We start from the raw sequence: 22449 nt of genomic DNA, 5'->3' as shown, positions 1-22449 counted from the left end.
CGAAGGGACGAACTGGTCCCTTGTCAGCAAACAGAACCAACAGACCGGAGGGAATTGGTATGAACCGAATTTTGCGTCTGACGACCGCTCTCGCACTTGGTGCTCTTTCCGCTCTGCCTGCGGCTGCGGCAGAGCTTAAGATCGCTCTTCAGGATGATGCAGATGTGCTGGATCCGGCGCAGTCCCGTTCTTTTGTCGGCCGCATCGTCTACACGGCGATGTGCGACAAGCTGGTTGACGTCTCGCCGGACCTCAAGATTGTGCCGCAGCTCGCGACCGAATGGGCCTGGTCGGAAGACGGGATGACCCTGACGATGAAGCTGCGCGAGGGCGTGAAGTTCCATGACGGCACGGACATGGACGCTGCGGCCGTGGTGGCCACCATTGAGCGGAACATGACGCTGCCCGAGTCCCGCCGCAAGAGCGAGCTGTCCTCGGTCGAGAAGGTCGAGGCAACGGGACCGCTCGAGGTTCGTTTCACGCTTAAGAAGCCTGACGTTACGCTGCTGGCTCAGCTTTCGGACCGTGCCGGCATGATCGTTTCTCCTGCCGCGGCTGAAAAGCTTGGCGCCAACTTTGGTTCCAGCCCGGTTTGCGCCGGGCCGTTCAAGTTCGTGGAGCGCATCCAGCAGGACCGGATCGTGCTGGAGAAGTTCCAGGACTACTGGAACAAGGACAATATCTTCATCGACAAGGTCACCTACCTGCCGATCCCGGACTCAACCGTGCGGCTTGCCAACCTTCAGTCGGGTGATCTCGACATGATCGAGCGCCTTGCCCCGACCGATGCGGCTGCGGTGAAGGCCGATCCCAACCTGACCTACGCCGATGTCGTCAATATCGGGTACATGTCGGTCTATGTGAACGTCGGCAATGGTTCGCGTGCGGACAACCCCTTTGGCAAGGACAAGCGTCTTCGTCAGGCGTTCTCCATGGCGCTCGACCGCGATGCACTTGTCCAGATCGTCTATGAAGGCACGGCCGTGGGTGGCAACCAGCCTTTCCCGCCGAACAGCCCCTGGTTCAACAAGTCGATCCCAGTTCCTGCCCGCGATGTGGAGAAGGCGAAGCAGCTTGTGAAGGAGGCCGGGTTTGACCGTGTTCCTGTCGAGCTTCAGGTTTCCAACAATCCGGTTGCCCAGCAGATGATGCAGGTGGTGCAGTCGATGGTGGCCGAGGCGGGCATCGATGTCACGCTGAAGTCCACCGAGTTTGCCACGCTGCTCGATGAACAGACCCGCGGCAATTATCAGTTGTCCCGCTCTGACTGGTCTGGACGCGTCGATCCGGATGGCAACATTCACCAGTTCGTCACCTGCAATGCTGGTCTCAACGATACCAAGTATTGCAATCCGGAGGTTGACAGGCTCCTGAACGAAGCCCGTGCCTCGACTGACGATGCCGTGCGCAAGGAAAAGTACGATGCGGCAACGGCCATTCTCAACGACGACCTGCCGATGATCTATCTGGGTCATCAGTCTTGGATCTGGGCGATGAAGAAGGACATCACCGGCTTTGTTGCATCGCCGGACGGCATGATCCGCCTTACCGGCCTGAAAAAGGGGAACTGATGGAACCGCCCCCTGTGCGGGGCTGAGTCCTGATCTCCCATGGCGCTGCGGGGGCCTCTCCGCAGCGCTTCCCATCCCGCCCCCGCCGTGAAGGATGGCAACCATGCCTGTCTACATTGCGAAACGTCTGCTGGTCGCCATTCCGACCCTGCTGATCATCTCCATCTTTGTCTTCTCGCTGCAGAAGCTTCTGCCGGGCGATCCTGTCCTCGTGATGGCCGGGGAGGAGCGTGATCCTGCGGTTCTGGAAATGCTGCGGGAGAAATACCGTCTGAACGATCCGCTGCCGGTGCAATACCTGACCTGGCTCGGCAATGCCCTGACCGGAGATCTCGGTATTTCCTTGCGCACCAACCAGCCCGTGATCGAGCTCATCGCCCAGAAGCTGCCGGTCACCATTCAGCTCGCTTTCATGTCTATGATCTTTGCCTTTCTGATCGGCGTGCCGATGGGCATTCTGGCTGCGGTGAAAAAGAACACGATCATCGACTATATCGCTAGCATCATTGCTCTTTCGGGCTTGTCGGTGCCCAATTTCTGGCTTGGGATCATGCTGATCCTGCTGGTGTCGGTGAAGCTCGGATGGTTGCCGGCTTCCGGTTTCGAGTCGATTTTCAATGACCCTGTCCGCTCATTGCAGACAATGATCATGCCCTCCTTCGTGCTGGGGACGGCTCTGGCGGCGACGCTGATGCGCCACACCCGCTCGGCCATGCTGGGCGTCCTGTCTCAGGACTACATCCGCACGGCGCGGGCCAAGGGGCTTTCACCGCGTGAGGTCGTGCTGTCGCATTCCTTCCGCAATGCGCTGCTGCCTGTCGTCACGCTGAGCGCGCTGCTGTTTGGCGAGCTGCTCGCCGGAGCCGTTCTGACGGAGCAGATCTTCACCATCCCGGGCTTTGGCAAGCTGATTGTCGATGCCGTCTTCAACCGTGACTATGCGGTGGTGCAGGGCGTCGTCATGTGCACGGCGGTTGGCTTCATTCTGATGAACCTTCTTGCCGACATTCTCTATGTCCTTCTCAATCCAAGGCTGAGGGCGAGCCTATGACCGCGATCGAACAAGTGTCCGTGGCGGCAAAGCCGGAAGGCAGCCGCTCCTGGAAGAAGCTGCGCTCCAGCCGAAGCGCGCTTGCCGGGCTCATCATCATCGCCTTCTTTTCCGTACTGGCCATCCTTGCGCCGCTGCTGCCCATTGCCGACCCGGTTGCCACCAGCTGGTCTGCGATCCGCAAGGCCCCATCGGCAGCCCATTGGCTTGGCACGGATGATCTGGGCCGGGATATCCTGTCGCGCATGATCTGGGGGGCAAGGGCCTCGCTGATGGCCGGCGTCTTCTCGGTGCTGATTGCCGTCGGCATCGGGGTGCCTCTCGGCATTCTGGCCGGCTATTTCGGCGGCTGGGTGGATCTCGTTATCTCGCGCGTCACCGAGGCGCTGCTGGCGCTGCCGTTCCTGATCATGGCCATTGCACTTGCGGCCTTCCTCAGCCCGAGCCTCACCAATGCGATGATTGCGATTGGTCTGTCGGCCATGCCCATTTTCGTCCGCCTGACACGTGGACAGGTGCTGGCGGTGAAGCAGGAAGACTATGTGGAAGGCGCCCGGTCTGTCGGCCTTGGCCACATGGACATCATGCTCCGCTACATACTGCCCAATGTCACCGCGCCGATCATCGTTCAGGCGACGCTGACGGTTGCCACCGCCATCATTGCCGAGGCGAGCCTCTCGTTCCTCGGCCTCGGGCAGCAGCCTCCGGCGGCCAGTTGGGGCTCCATGCTGAATGTGGCGAAGAACTTCCTTTCACAGGCGCCCTGGATGGCCATGTGGCCGGGCGCTGCGATCTTCCTTGTGGTGATCGGCTTCAACCTTCTGGGCGACGGCCTGCGCGATGCGCTGGACCCGCGCGAACACTGATTTGCAGAAAAAGGCAGAGACATTGACTGAGTTCACCACACGGCCGGAGATCCTCGGCACCTTCGGTGTTGTCACCTCGACCCACTGGATCGCCTCTGCGGTCGGCATGAGCATTCTGGAAAAGGGCGGCAACGCCTTTGATGCGGCGGTTGCGGCAGGCTTTGTCCTGCAGATCGTTGAGCCGCATCTGTGCGGGCCCGGCGGCGACATGCCTGCGGTCATCTATTCCAGGAAGACGGACAAGGTGGAAGTGATCTGCGCGCAGGGGCCGGCCCCGGCAGGCGCCACTATTGAGCACTACACCAGCGAAGGGCTGAAGCTGATCCCCGGCGACGGGCTGCTGTCCACTGTCATTCCGGGTGCCTTTGATGGCTGGATGCTGATGCTGCGCGACTATGGCACCTTGTCCCTGCGCGAGGTGCTGGAGCCTGCCATCTATTACGCGGAGCAAGGCCATCCGATGCTGCCGCGCGTGTCGGCAACGATCAAGGGGCTCGGTGACTTCTTCGAGAAGGAATGGCCGACCTCATACGAGACCTGGCTGCCCGGCGGGGCGGCACCCGAGCCGCACGCCAACTTCCGCAATCCGGTTCTGGCGGAAACCTGGAAACGCATCATTGCCGAGGCGGAGGCAAAGACCGGACGTGAAGAGCAGGTGGAAGCCGCGCGCGATGCCTTCTACCGGGGCTTCGTCGCCGAGGCCATCGGCAACTACCTGAAGACTGCTGAGGTGATGGATGCAAGCGGCCAGAAGCACAAGGGCGTGCTGACGGCTGACGACATGGCGAACTGGAGCGCCACCATCGAGGCACCGCAGACCTTTGATTATCACGACTGGACCGTGGCCAAGACGAAGGCCTGGGGGCAGGGGCCGGTGCTGCTGCAGTCGCTGGCGCTGCTCAAGGGCTTTGACATCGGCGCGATGGACCCTGCTGGTCCCGACTTCGTCCATCATGTGGTCGAGGCGATGAAGCTCGCCTATGCCGACCGCGAGGTCTATTACGGCGATCCGAAATTCGGGGAAATCCCGACCGGGCATCTGCTGTCGGAGGGCTATAACAGCGAGCGGCGCAAGCTGATCGGGCCTGAGGCCTCGTTCGACCTGCGCCCCGGAACCGTGCCCGGCTACGAACAGCAGCGCGATGCAACCATGGCCATGCTGGCCGAGTTCTCCGGCCGCGGCGCAGTCTATGAGCCGACCATGGCGCATCTGACCGAGAAGAAGGGCGATACGGTCCACATCGACGTGATCGACCGCTGGGGCAACATGGTGGCCACGACGCCTTCCGGCGGCTGGCTGCAGTCCTCGCCGGTTGTTCCGGGGCTCGGTTTTGCGCTGAACTCGCGCGCGCAGATGTTCTGGCTGAAGGAAGGGCTGCCGACCTCCCTTGCCCCCGGTAAGCGCCCGCGTACTACATTGACGCCATCCATTGCACTGTATCAGGGTCGGCCGGCCCTGGCCTTCGGAACGCCCGGCGGCGACCAGCAGGACCAGTGGCAGCTGCCGTTCTTCCTGCGCTATGCCCACCACACGAAGAACCTGCAGGCGGCCATTGATGCGCCGCTGTTCCACTCCACGCACTTCCCGGGTTCCTTCTATCCGCGCACGTCCGAGCCAGGCCACATCATGGTGGAGGAGAGCTTCGGCGAGGCGGCAATTGCAGAACTGCGCCGTCGCGGGCATCAGGTGACGGTTGCCGATAGCTGGTCCGTGGGGCGGCTGACGGCTGCGCGCCGCGATGCCGATGGCCTGCTGCGGGCGGCGGCAACGCCGCGCTTGATGCAGGCCTATGCGGTGGGGCGCTAAGCCATGACCTGGTCCATCGTCGCCCGTGATCCAGAGACCGGCCACCTCGGCATTGCCGTTGCCAGCCGATTTTTCGCGGTTGGTTCCGCCGTCCCCTACATGCGCGGCGGTGTGGGGGCTGTTGCGACCCAGGCCTTCGTCAGCCCGCTTTACGGGACCGATGGTCTGGCGATGCTTGGTGAAGGCAAGAGCCCGCAGGATATCATCGAGTTTCTGACGGAACGCGATGACGGCGCCGAACAGCGCCAGATGCATCTGATCGACGCTCAGGGCCGCAATGCGGTCTTTACCGGCAAGAAATGCGTCGACTGGGCCGGACATCTCATCGAGGACAATGTATCCGTGGCGGGCAACATGCTTGCAGGTCCGCAGGTGCTCGAGCGGACTCTTGCCGCCTACAAGAACCTGTCAGCCGCTCCCTTTGCCGAGCGGCTTCTGGGTGCGATGGACGCGGGAGAAGCGGCGGGCGGCGACAAGCGCGGCAGGCAGTCTGCCGCTCTCGTCATCTACCGGGACCAGGATCATGCCTGGCTCAACATCCGCGCCGATGACCACGCTGAGCCGCTGCCGGAACTCTGGCGGCTCTACCGGGTCGCGCAGGAGCGTTACCTGCATGTGGCCGAAACCATGCCGACGCGGGAAAATCCGCATGGCCTTACCGACCGGACCGAGATCGACCGGAAAATCGCCCGCCTCGAAGCCGAGAGGCTGGCGTCCGGACGTGCTTCTTCCTCTTTCGCGACGCCGTGGACACCGTCATGACAAATCCTGACCTGACCAGCCAGCCCGTTCTCTCCGTCCGCAACCTGACCACCGCCTTCCGGACGGATGGCGGCTGGAGGCCGGTGGTGCGCAATGTGTCCTTTGATGTCCGCGCCGGTGAGACGCTGGCCATCGTAGGGGAGAGCGGATCGGGCAAGAGCGTCACCTCCCTGTCAGTCATGCGGCTGCTGGCGCCGAAGTCCAGCCGGATCGAAGGTGAGGTAGTGCTGAATGGCCGCAACCTTCTTGGCCTGTCCGAGAAGGCGATGCGGGGCGTGCGCGGCAACGAGGTCTCGATGATCTTTCAGGAGCCGATGACCTCGCTCAATCCGATCTTCACCATCGGCCGCCAGATTTCCGAGGTGCTGACGCGGCACAAGGGGATGACCAAGTCCGCCGCCCGTGCCGAAACAATCCGCATGCTGGAGCGTGTGCGCATTCCAAATGCCGCCGCCCGTTTCGAGGAGTACCCGCACCAGTTTTCCGGGGGCATGCGCCAGCGTGTAATGATCGCCATGGCGCTTGCCTCCCGTCCGAAACTGCTGATCGCCGATGAGCCGACGACTGCGCTCGACGTGACGATCCAGGGGCAGATCCTCGATCTGATCAAGGAACTGCAGGACGAGGAGGGCATGGCCGTTCTCTTCATCACCCATGACATGGGTGTGGTGGCCGAGATTGCCGACCGCACCGTGGTGATGTTCCGGGGCGATGCGGTGGAGACCGGTCCGACTGCGGATATCTTCCATCGCGGCCAGCATCCTTACACCCGTGCGCTTCTGTCCGCCGTGCCGAGGCTCGGTTCCATGGAAGGCGAGGCAGCGCCCTTGCGGTTTCCGGTCGTGGATACGGCCACCGGTGTCATCACAGCACCTCCTGCTCCGGCGGCGCTTCCCGTGCACAGCCAGCCCGTGCTGCAGGTGAGAAACCTCGTCACCCGCTTTCCGGTGCGCTCCGGTCTCTTCAACCGGCAGACCGGCGCTGTGCATGCGGTGGAGAATATTTCCTTTGATCTGCGGCAGGGGGAGACGCTTGCCCTTGTCGGTGAGTCAGGCTGCGGCAAGTCCACCACAGGCCGTTCGGTCATGCGGCTGATCGAACCGTCGTCCGGAGAGATCCAGCTCGATGGCTTTAACGTCCGGGAACTGGGGGCCGCGGAACTGCAGCGGATGCGCAAGAGCGTGCAGATGATCTTTCAGGATCCGTTCTCCAGCCTCAATCCCCGTATGACCGTTGGCCAGGCTGTTGCGGAGCCTTTCCTCAAGCACAAGCTTGGCGGCGTCCGGGAAGCGGCTGAAAAGACGGACTATCTGCTGGAGCGGGTGGGGCTTTCGGCATCCATGAAGAACCGCTATCCGCATGAGTTCTCGGGTGGCCAGCGCCAGCGCATTGCCATCGCGCGGGCGCTGTCACTGGACCCGAAGGTGATCGTTGCGGACGAAAGCGTGTCGGCTCTCGATGTGTCAATCAAGGCGCAGGTCTGCAATCTGCTGATGGACCTTCAGGAAAGCCTGGATCTGGCCTTTCTCTTCATCAGCCACGACATGGCCGTCGTGGAGCGTGTCAGCCACCGGGTGGCCGTGATGTATCTCGGCGAGATCGTCGAGATCGGCCCGCGCGCTGCCGTCTTCGGAGACCCGCAGCATCCCTACACAAAGAAGCTGATGGCAGCGGTGCCGGTGCCTGACCCAGCCCGCCGGGGCCTTCGCCGCGGCATTGCCGCTGATGAGCTGCGGAGCCCGGTGCGCCCTAATGGCTATCAGCCTCCGGTGCGGGAGTACCGGGAGGTTTCGCAAGGGCATCTCGTGCAGGTGGCTTGATACTGGGGCGCTTGAGTTGACGCATCAATTCTTGAAGCTGCTCAAGCGCCGCCAGCATCAGTCTACAATGAAGAGTTTCGCCCCTGTACGGGTGGAGGAGCGGTGCGGCTCGGCGTTGTCTGCCACCTGATAGCTCATGCCCGGCTTGAGCAGGAAGGTGCGGCCATCCTCCAGTTCGGTCAGCAGCTCGCCCTCAAGGCACAGGAGGATATGGCCCTTGCTGCACCAGTGGTCGGCGAGATAGCCGGGTGTGTATTCCACCATGCGCACCCGGATGCTGCCGAAGTGACGTGTGCGCCAGAAAGCGGCGCCGGTTTCTCCCTTGTGCTCCGTCTTCTCAACGGTGTCCCAGTCCGTGGTGCCGAAGGGGATATCACTCATCTGCATGGTGCAGTCCTTGTTATGATAGGCATCTCAGCGTGCCCGGTAGGCACGCAGCATCGAATAGCTGTAAAGCGCCAGCGCCGACCAGATCAGCACGAAGGCGGAGAGCTTCACCGGGTTCATCGGCTCGCGGAACACGAAGACCGCGATGAGGAAGATGATTGTCGGCGTGATGTATTGCATCACGGCGATGGTGGAGAGCCGCAGGAGCTTTGCAGCGTTTGCGTAGATCATCAGCGGAATGGCGGTGGCAACCCCGGCCGAGGCGAGAAGCCAGGTGTCCATACGGGTGCCATGGGTGAAGTGACCGGTGCCGGAGCTTTCCAGCCACAGGATGAAGGGGACGGCGGGGATGCTCAGCAGCGCGACCTCCAGGAAGAAACCCTGATTGGGCCCCACCGGCAGCGTCTTGCGCAGGAAGGCATAGAAACCCCAGCTGACGGTCAGCGTCAGCGAAATCCACGGCAGGCGTCCTGCATCCCACGTCAGGATGCCGACGGCCACCACAACAAGCCCGATGGCGGCCACCTGCGTGCGCGACAGCTTTTCCTTGAGGACGATTGCACCCATGAGGATGCTGAAAAGCGGATTGATGAAATAGCCGAGGGCACCCTCGATGGCCTGCCCCGAGCCGACCGCATAGACATAGGTGCACCAGTTGATGGTGATGAGGCTGGCGGTAAGCGCAGCCATGCCCATGGTGCGGGGTGAGCGGACGGCAACTTTCAGATCTCCGATGCGGCGTGTCGCCAGCAGGATCAGCGCTGCGCAGGGTACGGACCAGGCAGCCCGGTGGGCCAGCACCTCAAAAGGCGAGATATGTCCAAGGGCCTTCAGATAGATCGGCAGCAGGCCCCACAGGCCGTAAGCGGTGAGGGCATAGGCAAAACCCTTTGGGGTGTCGCCGGTCTGCTGCGGAACGGGGGGCGTATCCATCGCCATGAGGCCTGACCTTGTCTTGTTGGGCCTCTTCCATAGGCCGGAACCATCTCCGGTTCCAATTCATTCCTATGCTGCAAGCATCAGTCTTGTTCATACCGCTGGTGGCTGCCATCTTGCCGCCGGGATTGGCATGTTCTGCTCAAGCCTTGTGTAGTAGGATCTGGTGTGGGCCATTCGGGGTTCGAGAGGTTTCGGGGATGCGTAAGATTGCTTTTTCTCTCGCCCTTGCCGTTGGGCTGCTCGGCGCTGGCGCTGCCAACGCGTGGACGGCTCAGGCAACGGCGGACATCAACATGCGTTCCGGGCCAGGCACCGGCTATGCGCCGCTTCTGGTCATCCCGCGCGGCGCAGTGGTTGAGGCGGGGGCCTGCAGCCGCTGGTGCCAGGTGTTTTTCGCCGGTTACCGGGGGTTTGTGAGCGCGCGCTATTTGGCGCCTGCTGGCGGCGGTGGCTACTATCAGCCGGTGCCTCCGCCTGTTGTCGTGGTGCCGCCTCCTTACTACCGCCCGGCACCGCCGCCCTATTACCGGCCGGGCCCTCCGCCCGTCTACCGTCCCCCCTATCATCATCGCGACCGGTACAGGGATTATGAGCGCAGGCGTGATTACAATTGGGAACGGTCCTGGTAAGCGCCTATAGCGCATGTTCGAAACGTGAGTGAAACTGGCGGTGCTCGCGGCGCATTCGCGCTGCGGGTTCTTTCTATATCCTCAATCCTGTGAAGGCCGCCGCGGGCGAGGCGCCCAAGTAAGAGTTGAGGCAGCAGGCACTCCAAAACATCTTAAAGAAACCACAGATCCTGTGATTTCTGCCACAGTTCCGGACGCATTCTTCTTTAAACCCTGTATCTGCAAACAGAGATTCATCATCCCTGCCGCCGGTGCCTTTTGAAGGGCCGGGGACAGGATGAAAGAGGAGTATTGGAATGGCTACCAAGACAAAGGCCCCCTCAAACTGCCGCCCGATTGCGCCGCATAGCGCGGCGCGAGGGCTGGTGCTGGGTCTGGGGCTTTCCCTTCTCGGCAGTGTTTCTGCCTTCGCCGCAGATCCGGTCGCCATGGTGCTGGACCGTTCGGAAGGTGTCGAGGCTTCCGCCTTTACCGAACTTTTCCCAGGCGACGCCGTGGCGCTGGGCAGCGAGGGCTATGTCGATCTGCTGGACTATACCGCCTGCCGCGAAGTGCGGGTAACGGGCGGCACGGTGACGGCTGTCAGCACGGGCCTTGAAGTGACGGAAGGCGAGGAAACGGAACTGCGTCCGGGCAACTGCCTGCAGCAGCAGACCACCAATGCAAGCCCTGACAACAGCAAGGGCCTTGCCACGACCCTGCGCAGCGTGCGCCCGGAAAACAAGGTGGCAGCATCCCTGATGCTGCGCTTTGGCGATGACCTCAAGGAGCGTTATGACAGCGTGATGATCTCCGTCGATGGCGGTGAGCCGAAGGAATACAAGCTCGACGACACTGCCTTGTCGGAAATGCCGCTGACGACGCCGGAAGATGCGGCTGCAGCCATGGCAGGCGGCACTGTGCGCAATTCTGTGCCGGTGGAGTTGATGTTCAAGCCTAAGGAAGGCGCAGGGGATGCCGAAGTGCGTCAGTTTACCCTCGACCCGTCGGGGGTTGGCCGCGATACTGCTGTTGTCGTGGTGAAATGAACTGAGCCGGATGATCCTCGTTAAATGACCGGGTCCGGGCGGGCACAAACCGCCGCAACAGAACGTTTCAAGCTTAAGGCCGCGATGGTGCTCATCGCGGCCGCGCTTGGTATTGCGTCCGGCTTTGCCTCGATTCATGCGATCTGGGAAGGCTGGATGACGGACCGGCTGCTGCAACTGCGTGCGGCCGTCGAGCCCCTGCCGCAGGACCGGTTCCCGGTGGCTGTCGTTGGCCTCGATCAGGCGTCTCTGACCTCCAAACGCCTTGAGGCGATCCCTCGTGTCTTTATGTCCCAGGCCTTCGCCGAGGCGGGCTCTGGATTGTTCGACGCCGGGGCAAAGGCCATCGGCCTCGACTTCGTCTTTGCCTTCAGTGCGGATTCGTTTGCCGACCCGCAGACAGGTGAGGCGCGGCTGCGCGGCTATGACCGTCAGTTCCTGCAGTTCCTGTACAAGAACCGGGGCCGTGTGGTTGTTGCGCGTACATCAACCGGTGTTCCGCACCGTTCCATTTCGGCCACGGCCGGCAGTGAAGGGGTGCGCTCCACCGAGATCTTCACCAGCAATGATGGTGTGGTGCGCCGCCACAGACCGGCGGTGCCGATGGACAAGTCGCCTGCCTTTGTGGACGCCATGCTTTCGCTGATGGGCGCAGATATCAGAGAATCCTATATGCCTCTGCCTGGGGCCCGGCTTGCTGCAACCGTGCCCTATCTTTCGCTGGTCGATGTGCTCGACATGATGGATAGCGAAGAGGGCAGGGCGAAGCTGCATGCGTTTGCCGATGGCCGCGCCATTCTCTTTGGCAGCACCTTGCCGAATGAAGACGAGCACCTCTATCTCGACCGTTATTTGCCACGGGAAGGCGTCCCGGGTGCGATCGAGGGCGCCATGGGCCGTCCGCCAGTGAGAACCGCGACCTCAGGCGTCTTCATTCTGGCCGACCTGATCGGCGCGCCACTGACCGGCCGCTTTGCCACAGATGCGCCTTTCGCAGCGGTGACCGCGCTGATCATCGCCTTTGCCATCGCCGGTGCGCTCGCGGGGCTGAACCTGCCGCTGCCAAGCCTGCCTTTTGTGGCGGCGGGTCTTGTTGGCGGCGGCGTTGCCATTGCCTTTGCGGCCCTGATGGGCGGCGGTATCCTGCCCGCCGGCGCGGCACCCTTTGCAGGCTTTATTGCGCTGATGGTGGCCGGCGTGGCGCAAGTTGCAGTGCTCAAACGCAGGGAGCGTGAACTGGTACGCCTATTTGGTCACTATCTGTCACCGCAGGTGATCAAGACCATGGCCGAGCAGGAGCGTCTGTCGGATCTGGGCGGCGAAACCCGCCGCGTCGTTGTTGCCTTCATCGACATCGTTGGCTTCACCCGTATGTCGGAGCAGCTTCCGGACCGCGAGGTGGTGAAGGTGGTCAACACCTGTTTCGAGGCTATCGGCGGCGAAATCACCCGCTTTGAAGGATACATCGACAAATATATCGGTGACGCGGTGATGGCGATCTGGAACGCGCCGAACGATGTGGAGGCACCCGAACAGCAAGCTGTCGACTGTGCCCTCGCCGTCATCGCCATGCTGCCAGAACTGCGCCGCCGCACCGGTCAGCCTGGGCTGGACCTGCGCATCGCAATCAACGCAGGCCCTGCGCTTGTGGGCGATATCGGCGGTGAGACACGCCGCTCCTTCACTGTCATGGGCACCACCGTCAACACTGCCAGCCGCATCGAGACCATCGCCAAGGAAGCCGCCGTGCGCCTTGCCTTCAGCGGTTCGGTGGCGGAAGGCCTTCAGGCGCCTGTCCTTCTGCCGCTGTGGAAAGGCATCTTGCGCGGCCTCTCTGTCGAGACGGAAGTGCTGACCCTTGATAATGCGGCGCTCTTCATGGAGGAGAGCGGTCCGCGCCTGCTTCTGAGCGATGAAGATCCGGAACTGCCTGATGCCGGCATTCGCAGTGCAGCCAGCTGAGACGGCCAAGAAGCCTAGCCGCCAATCTGGCTGAGGCAGCTTGCATTTCGTCAATTCCCTGTTATCTATCGCGCAGCGGGCCGGGCCCCTCTGGCGATGCGCACTGAACTCCAAGAGCAGGCGCCTCGTGATGTCGGACCGCATCAAGTGCGCTTGATGCCATGCCCGGACTGCCGCCTCGCGGACAATCACGTGTCATGACACGGCGCCGTCACGCGAGTGAGGCCAATCTTGGATATCCTGTTTCTGCTGTTTCTCGACAAGCCGCTGTGGATGTGGCTCGTCTTCCTGTCCGTTGTCGTTGCCCTGCTGGTGTTCGACCTTGGCGTCCTGCACAAGGACGACCACGAGATCGGGGTTGCCGAAAGCCTGAAGCTTTCGGCCATGTACATCATTCTCGGCCTGTCTTTCTCCGGCTTCATCTTGTGGCAGATGGGCGGGGAGGCGACCGCGCAGTATCTGACCGCATTCGTTGTTGAGAAGACGCTGGCGATGGACAACATCTTCGTCATCGCGCTCATTTTCAGCTTCTTCGCCATCCCGCGCCAGTATCAGCACCGGGTCCTGTTCTGGGGTATTCTGGGCGTGATCCTGCTGCGCGGCATCATGATCGGCCTCGGCGCCACCATCGTCGAGCAATATCACTGGGTCCTGTATCTCTTCGCCGCCTTTCTGATCTTCACCGGAATCAAGATGCTGTTTGCCGGTGACGAGGAACACAAGATCGAGGAGAACGCACTGATCCGCTTTCTGAAGCGGCGGCTGCCGGTGACGGATGAAATCCACGGTCACAGTTTCATCGTGAAGCAGAAGGATCCGGAGACAGGCCGCTTGAAGCGTTTCGTCACGCCGCTCCTGCTGGCGCTGATCGTCATCGAGATTGCCGATGTGGTGTTTGCAGTGGACTCGGTTCCGGCCGTTTTCACCATCACGACCGATCCTTACGTGGTCTACACTTCCAACATCTTCGCAATCCTCGGCCTGCGCGCGCTCTATTTTGCTCTGGCTGCCATCCTGCACCGGTTCGCCTATCTCAAATATGCGCTGTCTCTGCTGCTGGTCTTCATCGGCTCGAAGATCTTCATTGCCGAGTTCATGGGCTGGCAGAAGTTCCCGCCGGAATGGTCGCTTGGCATCACCTTCGCGATCCTGGGCGCAGGGACCTTTTTCTCGCTCTGGAAGACGGCCAGCGCAGAGAGCCGCTGAGATCTGCGGCACCTCCTGAGCGTGCCAAGCCCGGGCTGCGGCACGTGAGGCAAAGGCCTGACAAGACAGAGGTTCTTCCGCAGGAACCGCCGCTCCCATGACCACAAGGGGGCGGGGCCATTCGCCCCGCCCCCTTCGTGATTCCGGCGATCAGCAGGGCTCTGGTTCTCGCACCAAATTCATGCTGCGAGGCAGGGGAGATGCATGAGGATTACTACCAGTTTGACCGCCTTGCGGCTTTCGTGCTGACTTCTGCGGGCCTGTAAGCCCTGGCCAGTTTGTGCATCCTTCCGTCCTCCCAACGGCAAGGGCGCAGATGGACAGAGGCACAGAGCCGGACTTTCCCTGACCAGCTTGCCCCAGTGCAGGCCTGTGCAAGCCATCGCGCACGGCCTGATCGCGAACCCGAATTCTGCCTTGCCGCATCATCCCGCCGGCTGGCGGCACCTCCGTGGCAAACTGTCATGGAAGTGCCAAGCCACCGCAACAATCGGGGTGCAGGATGCATGCGCAGGCTACGTGGAGGTGAAATGTGTTTTCGCTGCAAGGTCACAAGGCACTTGTCGTTGGAATTGCGAATGAAAACTCCATTGCCTACGGATGCGCCAAGGCGCTGAGGACACAAGGCGCCGATCTGGCGGTCACCTGGCTGAACAGCAAGGCGGAGCCCTATGTGCGCCCGCTGGCCGAAGAACTGGAGGCGGAAATCGTTGCGCCGCTCGACGTCGCCCAGCCCGGACAGCTTGAGCGCCTGTTTCAGGACATAACCGAGCGCTGGGGGCGGCTGGACACGCTTGTCCATTCCATCGCCTTTGCCCCGCGCGAGGATCTGCATGGCCGGGTCATCGACTGCTCGTCCGATGGGTTCTCGCTGGCCATGGACGTGTCGGTCCACTCCTTCCTGCGGATGATCCGGCTGGCGGAGCCTCTGATGCCGGAGGGCGGCTGCTGCCTTTCCGTCAGCTTCTTTGGTTCGTCCCGCGTCGTGCGCCATTACAACATGATGGGGCCGGTGAAGGCCGCGCTGGAAAGCGCGGTGCGCTATGCCGCTGCCGAACTTGGTCCGCAGGGCATTCGCGTGCATGCACTCTCGCCCGGCCCCCTGAAGACCCGTGCGGCCAGCGGCATCGGACACTTCGACGAGCTTTTGAGCCTTGCCTCCGAGCGGGCGCCCACACATCAGCTTGCCACCATTGAGGATGTGGGGGCCATGGCCGCCTTCCTCGCTTCCCCCGCAGCCCGCAACCTGACCGGTGGTGTCCATGACATCGACGGCGGTTTTTCGATTACCGCTTGAGGAGATGCCATCATGGCCAATGTGTTTGATCTGTTTGATCCTTTCCTCCAGCCGCAGGTCCCGCGTGCCGAGGGTGATGTGATGGCGGCGCTTCAGGGGGCGCTCGCCTCAAGTGAAACCGAGATCGGCGCCGCATCGGCCACGGTGGATATCCTCAATACGGCCGTGGCGCTGCACTCCCGCAGGATTTCCGAGGTGCATTCGCAGCGCGGCAAGGAGACGGTGGCCGCTGCTCATGCGCTGGTTGACGGCCTGCTGCTGCGCCAGAGGGAGGGCGCTCTTGCCCGTGACCTTGCCGAATATGCCCGTGACGCGCTGGAACGCATGGTGCTGACGGCCGACACGCTGCGCAAGCGCGGCGATATCTTTCTGGAGCATGAAGCGGCCGGCTGCCCGCCCGTGCTGATGTATGACTACGAAGTCGTCATGGACGGCAAGGATCTGCCTTATCCGTCCAACTACATGCTGCTGCGCATCGTGCCGCCGGAAGGCGTGACGGTGAACGAGAAGCGCCGCCCCTACATCATCATAGATCCGCGTGCAGGCCATGGTCCTGGCATCGGCGGCTTCAAGGCCGACAGCCAGGTCGGAGTTGCCTTGCGTGAAGGCCATCCGGTCTATTTCGTTGCGTTCCGGCACATGCCGGAGCCGGGACAGTATCTGTCCTATGTCATCCGGGCGGAAGCGGAGTTTGTTCGTGAGGTGATGCGCCGTCATCCGAAGGCCTCGCGCCCGGTGGTGACAGGCAACTGTCAGGGCGGCTGGGCGGTGCTGCTGCTGGCGGCCACCAACCCGGATCTGACCGGCCCTGTCGTCATCAATGGCGCGCCGGTCGCTGCCTGGGCGGGCAAGGTGGGCGAGAACCCCATGCGCTACAATGCCGGCGTGCTGGGCGGCACCTGGGTGCCCATGTTCCTGTCGGATCTGGGCGGCGGCATCTTTGACGGCGCGCATCTGGTGCAGAATTTCGAAATGCTCAATCCAGGGCGTACCCTGTTCCGCAAATACACGGACCTGTTCCGCGACATCGACAAGGGCGACAAGGCCTTCCTCGAGTTCGAGAAATGGTGGGGCGGCTTCTTCCTGATGACCGAGCCGGAAATCCGCTGGATCGTCGAGCAGCTGTTCGTCGGCAACCGCCTCGTCAAGAACGAGGCCCGTATCGAGCCGGGCCGCCCGGTGGATCTGAAGCAGATCCGGGCACCCATCATCGTCTTTGCCAGCCACGGCGACAACATCACGCCGCCGCAACAGGCGCTGAACTGGATCATCGAGACCTATGCGGATGTGAACGAGATCCGCATCCGTGGGCAGCGCATTGTCTATATGGTGCATGATCAGGTCGGGCACCTGGGCATTTTCGTGTCCTCGCAGATCGCGCGGAAGGAACACTCCGAAGTCGCCTCAACACTCAAGACCATCGAGGCGCTGGCGCCGGGCCTTTATGAAATGCGCATCGAGGATGTGACGGAAAAGGACGGCCGGAAGCACTTTACCGTCGGCTTTGCCGAGCGCAGTTTCGATGACATCCGGGCGCTGGACGACACCGTGGCCGACGAGCGCCCCTTCGCCGCCGTTGCCCGCGCCGCCGAAATGCAGGCGCAGGCCTATGACATGGCGGTGCGGCCGGTGGTCCGGCAGATGGTTTCCGGCACGGCAGCCGAAATGAGCCGGGCGCTCCATCCCATGCGCCTCACCCGGGCATTGGCCTCCAGCCGCAATCCCCTCATGCGGCCGGTCGAAACCCTTGCCGTAAAGGTGCAGGCGGAGCGCAACAAGGCAGCTCCCGGCAATCCTTTCCTCGCCGCTGAAGCCCTCTGGGTGCAGGCCACCGAGCAGGCCATCGATTTTTGGCGTGACACCCGCGACATGGCCTATGAGCTGACGTTCCATTCCATGTGGGGCACCCCCTGGGCCCGCGCCTTTGGCCGCACGCATGAAACCCGCCGCACGCTGAAGAGCCTGGGCGAGTTGCGCGGCCTGCCGGAGGTCGCCAATGCGCTGATGCAGATCGAGCAGGGCGGTTTCCCAGAGGCGGTGATCCGCATGCTGGTGCTGTTGGCCGAGAACCGGGGAGAGGTCCGCCGCGACCGGCTGGAGCGTTCGGCCCATGTGCTGACCAAGGACGAGCCCTTCCGCTCGCTTGGGGCTGAACACCGGGCGATGATCATCCATCAGCAGACCCTGATCGCCACCTACGAGACCGAACGGGCCATCGAGACGCTGCCTTTGTTGCTGCGTGACCCGGCAGAGCGCGAGCTGGCGCTCAAGGTGGTGCAATATATCCCCGGCGCCATCGAGGAAATGTCGCCGCGCACTCTCGCCCTGTTGCAGCGGTTCCGCCAGGTGCTGCAGCTGGCGCCGGTGGCCGGCGATGTAGCCGAAGATCCGCTGGCTGTGATCTCCAGCGAAGGCGCAGGCGAGCAGGCTGCAGGCAACCTGCCGCATTAGGCATGAGCCCTGTCTGCGGGAACTGGTATGAGATGAGCTACAAGGGCCTGTCAGATTGAAGAATTCGGCGGGCCATCGGAGGATACGGCATGAAGGGTGCACTCAGCCCTGACGCAGCAGCGGCGCTGATCCCGGAAGGGGCGAGCGTGATGATCGGCGGTTTCATGGCCGTTGGCAGCCCGGAACGCCTGATTGACGCCATGGTGGCGCGCGGGGCAGGCGGTCTGACGGTGATCGCCAATGACACGGCCATGCCGGGCAAGGGGATCGGCAAGCTGATCTCTGCCGGTCTTGTCTCCCGCCTGATCGTCAGCCACATCGGCCTCAACCCCGAAACGCAGGCGCGAATGATCGCGGGCGAGATCGATTGCGAGCTGGTGCCGCAGGGCACGCTGGTGGAGCGCATCCGCGCCGGCGGGATGGGGCTTGGCGGCGTGCTGACGCCCACGGGCCTTGCGACCGAGGTCGAAGACGGCAAGCAGGTGATCGAGGTTGAAGGGAATCGCTATCTGGTGGAGACCCCGCTCAAGGCGGATTTCTCCCTGATCGGCGCCTGGCAGGCCGATTACGCCGGCAATCTCAGCTATCTGCTGACGGCGCAGAACTTCAATCCAGTGATGGCACTGGCCGGAAAGACGGTTATTGCCGAGGCCGAGAGTATTGTGCCCGTTGGCGTGATTCCGCCGGATGGAGTGAAGACGCCGGGTGTGCTTGTCGACCATCTTCTGGTCCGGGCAGCGTGAGGGAGGCCAGCATGGACAGCAAGGAACTCATCGCCCGCCGTGTTGCGCGGGAAATCCGGCCTGGATCGCTGGTGAACCTCGGCATCGGCCTGCCGTCGATGGTGGCGAATTTCGTGCCGGCGTCTGCCGGTGTGTTCTTCCAGGCGGAAAACGGTGTGATCGGCCTTGGCGCCCGTCCGCCGGAGGGCATGGAAGACCGGCATCTGACGGATGCGGGCGGCGGCTTTGTCACGGCTGTGCCGGGAGCGGCCAGCATCGACAGCGCCATGAGCTTCGGGCTGATCCGGGGCGGGCATCTGGACATGACGGTTCTGGGCGGGCTGCAGGTCGATGAGGCCGGGCATCTGGCCAACTGGAAGGTGCCGGGCAAGATGGTGCCGGGCATGGGCGGCGCCATGGATCTGGTGACGGGTGCGGCGCGTGTCGTCGTTGCCATGCAGCATGCGGCCCGCGGGGAATCGAAGATCGTGCCTGAGCTCACCCTGCCGCTGACGGCGTTGCGCCGTGTCGATCTGGTGGTGACGGATCTGGCGGTGATCGAGCCGATGAATGAAGGCCTTTTCCTGCGCGAAAGGGCGCCGGGCGTCAGTGTCGAAGCGATTGTTGCCGCCACAGCCGCGAGGCTTGTCATTCCGGATCATGTGCCGGAAATGATCCTGGCCTGAGGCGGCAGGTTCGGTTTTCTCTGCGATCTCAGGTTTTTGCAGGCAGAAGCTATATTGCTTTGGAAGCCGTGACAGCAGAGGCCACAAGAGGGTCAGGAGCGGCGTCTGTGCTTGCAGATGCCTTTCCCGAGCTCACCGGAAGATGACAATGACAGTGGCCAACCGGCGCAAATTTGCTTAGTGCTTCACGTCTGGAGAACCCCAGCCGCCCGAGGAGTGCCTGAGCTTGCCCGATATCCATCTCACGCCGGCTGTTGCAACGGTTCTGTTCATCGTGGCCTGTCTTGCGGGCTACAGCTACAGGCGGGTGTGGAAGGCTGAAGGTCCCAGATGGCAGCTGTGGCTCTACGGATTGCTGGCCGCAACAACGCTGCTGGTTCTTGCATTCGTGCCTCTGATGCCAGGGCACTAAGGCACTGCGGCGGCAGGGCAAAGGTCTGGTGAAGCTGGGGGCGCTCAGGATGCCTGATTGGCCTCTGCCATCTTCTGCCGCTTGCGCGGGCAGGCCATGCGCTCATGCAGCGGGCTGTTCGGATCGATCTCGCGCTTGCACACAAGGCAATGATCTGCGCCGGAAATCGCGTTCAGTCCGCCGCAGCTTCCCTTGATGGTGCGCCCTGACACGATCACCCCGACCGCCATGCCCAGCACCACAATCAGGAACAGAACAAAAGCGATCATCAGGGTTGCCATGGGTGCTGTCCTTGCCTGCTCAGGCCGTCAGGGATACCAGACGGCTGCTTTCGCTTGTGATGAGCTTTGCGCCAGAGGCTTCGATGAACATGACCGCAAGGCCCTGCGCCTCGGCGATTTCAAGCCCGCGCTCACGGCCAAGCACCAGCATGGCTGTCGCCCAGGCGTCCGCCAGCATCGCGTTTTCGGCCAGAACGGTCGCAGACACGGTCGCGTGGGTGATCGGACGGCCCGTGGTGGGGTCGATGATATGCGAGTAGCGCTTGCCGTCAGCTTCAAAGTAGTTGCGATAGTCGCCCGACGTTGCCATGCCGAGCCCAGACACGCCGATCTTGCGATGAACCCCGGCCGTACCGGCGAGCGGAACTTCAATCCCGATTTGCCACGGCATGCCGGCGCCATTGTAGCCAGAGGCATAAAGATCGCCGCCAATCTCGATCATGAAGTCGGTCAGGCCTGCCGTGCGCAGTGCCTGAGCCACCTGGTCGGCACCATATCCCTTGCCAATGGCCGAGAGGTAGATGCTGGTGCCGGACGCTGCCTTGACGAGCGAGCCGTTGGCCAGCGTCAGCATGCGGGACTGGCCGACAATGTCCATGACCGGGGCAATCTCCGCGTCTTGCAGCGGGCGCTGTGTTACCCGCGCTGCGCCAAAGCCCCAGAGGTCGATCAGCGGGCCGGAGGTGATGTCGAACCGGCCTTCGCTCGCCAGATGGACAGATTCTGCGGCGCTGAGCACGGTGTTCATCCCGGATGACAGGCTCAGCGGCTCACCTGCAGCGGCGGCATTGATGCGTGACAGGTCCGAGTTCTTGTCCCAGTTCGACATGGCGCGGGTCACGCCGGCCAGGGCAGCCTCAACCTTTGCACTCAGATCCTTCGCGTCCACGTCCTGTCCGTGGGTGACAGCCGTGATATTCCAGGTTGTACCCATGGTCTGCCCGGTCAGCTTCAGCAGCTCAGACCCCGGCTTGCAGGCAGCAAGTGCGGCCGTCATGATCAGGAAGGATCGCCGGGAAATCGAGGTCAGACCAGACACTGGAGTTTCTCCATTTTACGAAAGCAGAGGGCACAAGGCACCGGGAGTTTGGTCGTGAATACGTCGTGATTCCAGTCTCTGCAACTGAAACCGTCACAGTCCAAAAAAAATCGGACATGTTCCGGAAATGGTTCCGTTTTTGAATAAGTGGAGGCATAAGGGGGTAAAATCACTGGGTAGAGATTCAGGTGCAGAAATTTTCGCTTCGCAAAGGTCTCCAGCTTCCGATCCTCGGTGCCCCAAGTGCGGGCGAGCAGGACGGGCCAGCTGTCAGCACCGTCGCCATCCTGGGCGCGGATTATATTGGATTGAAGCCTCGGCTTCTGGTTGCTGAAGGCGACGCGGTCGGGGCAGGGGCCCCCATCCTTACTCATAAAGATACGCCCGAGGTGATGGTCACCTCTCCGGTGAGCGGGCGCATCAAGGCCATCAACCGTGGCGCCCAACGCCGGTTGATCAGCGTCGAGATTTCGGTTGATCCGGCAGCCGCCGAACCGGTCTATTTCGGGCAGACCGGAGACGCCGGTACACCGGAAGGGATGGTGGAGCGGCTTTGTGCCAGCGGTTTGTGGGCATCTTTCCGCACCCGTCCTTATTCGAAGGTGCCTTTGCCCGGGTCCCGGCCCGCAGCCATTTTTGTGACGGCAATGGACACTGAGCCTCTCGCGGCAGATCCGGCGCCCGTGATTGCCGCACGCGCCGAAGCGTTTGAGCGCGGACTGCAGGCGGTCGCCATGCTGACGGAGGGCAAGACTTTCCTTTGTCATGAGGCGGGCGCGAGCCTGCCGGGCGGGTCGGTGCCTGGTGTCGAGGTCGCGCAGTTCAGCGGGCCGCACCCGGCAGGCCTTGCCGGAACCCACATGCATTTTCTGGCGCCGCCGAGTGCAGCGCGGACGGTGTGGAGCATTGGCTATGCCGATGTGATCGCCATCGGGCAGCTGCTGCTGACCGGCTATCTGGACAGCTCCCGCGTCGTGGCAATCTGCGGACCGCTGGCGGCCAATCCGCGGCTTATCCGCACCGTTGCCGGAGCGTCGATGGCCGAACTTGCGGCAGGCGAGAGCCCGGCTGGCGTGCCGGTGCGCATCATCTCCGGATCGGTGCTGAGCGGGCGGGCTGGTGCTGGTGTTGAAGCCTATCTTGGCCGTTATGCGCGGCAGATCACGCTGATCGAAGAGGATCACAAGCAGATCCCGCTCGGCTGGATCCGGCCGATGGCTTCCAAGTTTGCCGTGCAGCCCGTGCTAGGTTCGGCCTTCACAAAGAAGCTCTATGCGCTGACCACCAATCTGAACGGCGGGCGGCGCGCCATGGTTCCGATCGGAACCTTCGAGCAGCTTATGCCGCAGGATTACCTGCCGACGCAGCTGCTGCGCGCTCTACTGGTGATGGACACCGACGAAGCGCAGGCTCTCGGGGCGCTGGAGCTGGACGAGGAAGACCTCGGCCTGGTCGGGTTCGCCTGTCCTGCCAAGTATGAATACGGCATTGCCCTGCGCGATTGCCTGACGAAGATCGAAAGAGAGGGCTGAT

20 protein-coding genes are annotated in these 22449 nt (G+C 62.5%); 16 read left to right on the top strand and 4 right to left on the bottom strand.

Annotated features, from left to right (window positions below; all coding sequences use genetic code 11):
• Nucleotides 1-59 precede the first annotated feature (59 nt).
• From V6L75_RS16385 to V6L75_RS16360, 6 genes are all read left to right on the top strand, one after another.
• Nucleotides 60-1571, top strand: a complete 1512-nt coding sequence (locus tag V6L75_RS16385) for an ABC transporter substrate-binding protein (protein ID WP_334252559.1) — start codon at nucleotides 60-62, stop codon at nucleotides 1569-1571.
• A gap of 103 nt (nucleotides 1572-1674) precedes the next feature.
• On the top strand, nucleotides 1675-2622 hold the full coding sequence (locus tag V6L75_RS16380) for an ABC transporter permease (RefSeq protein WP_334252558.1): 948 nt from the start codon (nucleotides 1675-1677) through the stop codon (nucleotides 2620-2622).
• Complete coding sequence (locus V6L75_RS16375; RefSeq protein ID WP_334252557.1) at nucleotides 2619-3488, top strand: ABC transporter permease; 870 nt, start codon at nucleotides 2619-2621, stop codon at nucleotides 3486-3488. Before V6L75_RS16380 ends, V6L75_RS16375 begins: the two co-directional genes overlap by 4 nt.
• Before the next feature lie 22 nt (nucleotides 3489-3510).
• A complete protein-coding gene (locus tag V6L75_RS16370) occupies nucleotides 3511-5295 on the top strand; it encodes a gamma-glutamyltransferase family protein (RefSeq protein WP_334252556.1) in 1785 nt (594 codons plus the stop codon).
• A 3-nt stretch (nucleotides 5296-5298) separates the two neighbouring features.
• Nucleotides 5299-6057 carry a DUF1028 domain-containing protein gene (locus V6L75_RS16365; protein WP_334252555.1) on the top strand — a complete coding sequence of 253 codons (759 nt, stop codon included), beginning with the start codon at nucleotides 5299-5301 and terminating at the stop codon, nucleotides 6055-6057.
• Nucleotides 6054-7877 (top strand): ABC transporter ATP-binding protein, encoded by a 1824-nt coding sequence (locus V6L75_RS16360; RefSeq protein WP_334252554.1) that lies wholly within the window; start codon nucleotides 6054-6056, stop codon nucleotides 7875-7877. Before V6L75_RS16365 ends, V6L75_RS16360 begins: the two co-directional genes overlap by 4 nt.
• 57 nt (nucleotides 7878-7934) lie before the next feature.
• Here the strand turns inward: V6L75_RS16360 and V6L75_RS16355 are convergent, their stop codons facing one another.
• A complete protein-coding gene (locus V6L75_RS16355) occupies nucleotides 7935-8264 on the bottom strand; it encodes a DHCW motif cupin fold protein (RefSeq protein ID WP_334252553.1) in 330 nt (109 codons plus the stop codon).
• Between the two features lie 27 nt (nucleotides 8265-8291).
• Nucleotides 8292-9203: an EamA family transporter RarD gene (rarD, locus tag V6L75_RS16350; RefSeq protein WP_334252552.1), complete on the bottom strand. Its 912-nt coding sequence runs from the start codon at nucleotides 9201-9203 to the stop codon at nucleotides 8292-8294.
• A 197-nt stretch (nucleotides 9204-9400) separates the two neighbouring features.
• Here rarD and V6L75_RS16345 point away from each other — a divergent pair, with 197 nt between their 5' ends.
• The 9 genes from V6L75_RS16345 (at nucleotide 9401) to V6L75_RS16305 (ending at nucleotide 19596) form a co-directional block, all read left to right on the top strand.
• Nucleotides 9401-9832 carry an SH3 domain-containing protein gene (locus V6L75_RS16345; RefSeq protein ID WP_334252551.1) on the top strand — a complete coding sequence of 144 codons (432 nt, stop codon included), beginning with the start codon at nucleotides 9401-9403 and terminating at the stop codon, nucleotides 9830-9832.
• Between the two features lie 296 nt (nucleotides 9833-10128).
• Nucleotides 10129-10860 carry a hypothetical protein gene (locus tag V6L75_RS16340; RefSeq protein WP_334252550.1) on the top strand — a complete coding sequence of 244 codons (732 nt, stop codon included), beginning with the start codon at nucleotides 10129-10131 and terminating at the stop codon, nucleotides 10858-10860.
• A gap of 24 nt (nucleotides 10861-10884) precedes the next feature.
• Nucleotides 10885-12822 (top strand): adenylate/guanylate cyclase domain-containing protein, encoded by a 1938-nt coding sequence (locus tag V6L75_RS16335; protein WP_334252549.1) that lies wholly within the window; start codon nucleotides 10885-10887, stop codon nucleotides 12820-12822.
• A gap of 231 nt (nucleotides 12823-13053) precedes the next feature.
• Complete coding sequence (locus tag V6L75_RS16330; RefSeq protein WP_334252548.1) at nucleotides 13054-14028, top strand: TerC family protein; 975 nt, start codon at nucleotides 13054-13056, stop codon at nucleotides 14026-14028.
• Between the two features lie 532 nt (nucleotides 14029-14560).
• Nucleotides 14561-15325: an enoyl-ACP reductase FabI gene (fabI, locus tag V6L75_RS16325; protein WP_334252547.1), complete on the top strand. Its 765-nt coding sequence runs from the start codon at nucleotides 14561-14563 to the stop codon at nucleotides 15323-15325.
• Nucleotides 15326-15337: 12 nt separating this feature from the next.
• Nucleotides 15338-17776 (top strand): DUF3141 domain-containing protein, encoded by a 2439-nt coding sequence (locus V6L75_RS16320; RefSeq protein WP_334252546.1) that lies wholly within the window; start codon nucleotides 15338-15340, stop codon nucleotides 17774-17776.
• Between the two features lie 89 nt (nucleotides 17777-17865).
• A complete protein-coding gene (locus V6L75_RS16315) occupies nucleotides 17866-18519 on the top strand; it encodes a CoA transferase subunit A (RefSeq protein WP_334252545.1) in 654 nt (217 codons plus the stop codon).
• 11 nt (nucleotides 18520-18530) lie between these two features.
• Complete coding sequence (locus V6L75_RS16310; protein WP_122520290.1) at nucleotides 18531-19184, top strand: 3-oxoacid CoA-transferase subunit B; 654 nt, start codon at nucleotides 18531-18533, stop codon at nucleotides 19182-19184.
• A 226-nt stretch (nucleotides 19185-19410) separates the two neighbouring features.
• Nucleotides 19411-19596, top strand: coding sequence for a hypothetical protein (locus tag V6L75_RS16305; RefSeq protein WP_334252544.1), 186 nt, complete (start codon nucleotides 19411-19413; stop codon nucleotides 19594-19596).
• Nucleotides 19597-19640: 44 nt separating this feature from the next.
• Here the strand turns inward: V6L75_RS16305 and nqrM are convergent, their stop codons facing one another.
• Nucleotides 19641-19877: a (Na+)-NQR maturation NqrM gene (gene nqrM / locus V6L75_RS16300; RefSeq protein ID WP_334252543.1), complete on the bottom strand. Its 237-nt coding sequence runs from the start codon at nucleotides 19875-19877 to the stop codon at nucleotides 19641-19643.
• Nucleotides 19878-19896: 19 nt separating this feature from the next.
• Complete coding sequence (locus V6L75_RS16295) at nucleotides 19897-20916, bottom strand: FAD:protein FMN transferase (RefSeq protein ID WP_334252542.1); 1020 nt, start codon at nucleotides 20914-20916, stop codon at nucleotides 19897-19899.
• A 188-nt stretch (nucleotides 20917-21104) separates the two neighbouring features.
• Between V6L75_RS16295 and V6L75_RS16290 the strand changes: the two genes are divergently transcribed.
• Nucleotides 21105-22448, top strand: coding sequence for a Na(+)-translocating NADH-quinone reductase subunit A (locus V6L75_RS16290; protein ID WP_334252541.1), 1344 nt, complete (start codon nucleotides 21105-21107; stop codon nucleotides 22446-22448).
• The last annotated feature ends 1 nt before the right edge of the window (nucleotide 22449 follow it).

This window comes from Pannonibacter anstelovis, assembly GCF_036881715.1.
In the GTDB taxonomy this organism is placed as follows: domain Bacteria; phylum Pseudomonadota; class Alphaproteobacteria; order Rhizobiales; family Stappiaceae; genus Pannonibacter; species Pannonibacter anstelovis.
The sequence above is the reverse complement of the archived record's forward strand: the minus strand, read 5'-3'. Positions and strand labels throughout refer to the sequence as shown.

Bases quoted from the DNA above. Each gene is read 5' to 3' on its own strand.
- V6L75_RS16345 (WP_334252551.1), top strand. From the start codon at position 9,401: ATGCGTAAGATTGCTTTTTCTCTCGCCCTTGCCGTTGGGCTGCTCGGC.
- V6L75_RS16365 (WP_334252555.1), top strand. From the start codon at position 5,299: ATGACCTGGTCCATCGTCGCCCGTGATCCAGAGACCGGCCACCTCGGC.
- rarD (WP_334252552.1), bottom strand. From the start codon at position 9,203: ATGGCGATGGATACGCCCCCCGTTCCGCAGCAGACCGGCGACACCCCA.
- V6L75_RS16310 (WP_122520290.1), top strand. From the start codon at position 18,531: ATGGACAGCAAGGAACTCATCGCCCGCCGTGTTGCGCGGGAAATCCGG.
- V6L75_RS16320 (WP_334252546.1), top strand. From the start codon at position 15,338: ATGGCCAATGTGTTTGATCTGTTTGATCCTTTCCTCCAGCCGCAGGTC.
- nqrM (WP_334252543.1), bottom strand. From the start codon at position 19,877: ATGGCAACCCTGATGATCGCTTTTGTTCTGTTCCTGATTGTGGTGCTG.
- V6L75_RS16315 (WP_334252545.1), top strand. From the start codon at position 17,866: ATGAAGGGTGCACTCAGCCCTGACGCAGCAGCGGCGCTGATCCCGGAA.
- V6L75_RS16360 (WP_334252554.1), top strand. From the start codon at position 6,054: ATGACAAATCCTGACCTGACCAGCCAGCCCGTTCTCTCCGTCCGCAAC.
- V6L75_RS16335 (WP_334252549.1), top strand. From the start codon at position 10,885: ATGACCGGGTCCGGGCGGGCACAAACCGCCGCAACAGAACGTTTCAAG.
- V6L75_RS16355 (WP_334252553.1), bottom strand. From the start codon at position 8,264: ATGCAGATGAGTGATATCCCCTTCGGCACCACGGACTGGGACACCGTT.
- V6L75_RS16340 (WP_334252550.1), top strand. From the start codon at position 10,129: ATGGCTACCAAGACAAAGGCCCCCTCAAACTGCCGCCCGATTGCGCCG.
- V6L75_RS16385 (WP_334252559.1), top strand. From the start codon at position 60: ATGAACCGAATTTTGCGTCTGACGACCGCTCTCGCACTTGGTGCTCTT.
- V6L75_RS16380 (WP_334252558.1), top strand. From the start codon at position 1,675: ATGCCTGTCTACATTGCGAAACGTCTGCTGGTCGCCATTCCGACCCTG.
- V6L75_RS16375 (WP_334252557.1), top strand. From the start codon at position 2,619: ATGACCGCGATCGAACAAGTGTCCGTGGCGGCAAAGCCGGAAGGCAGC.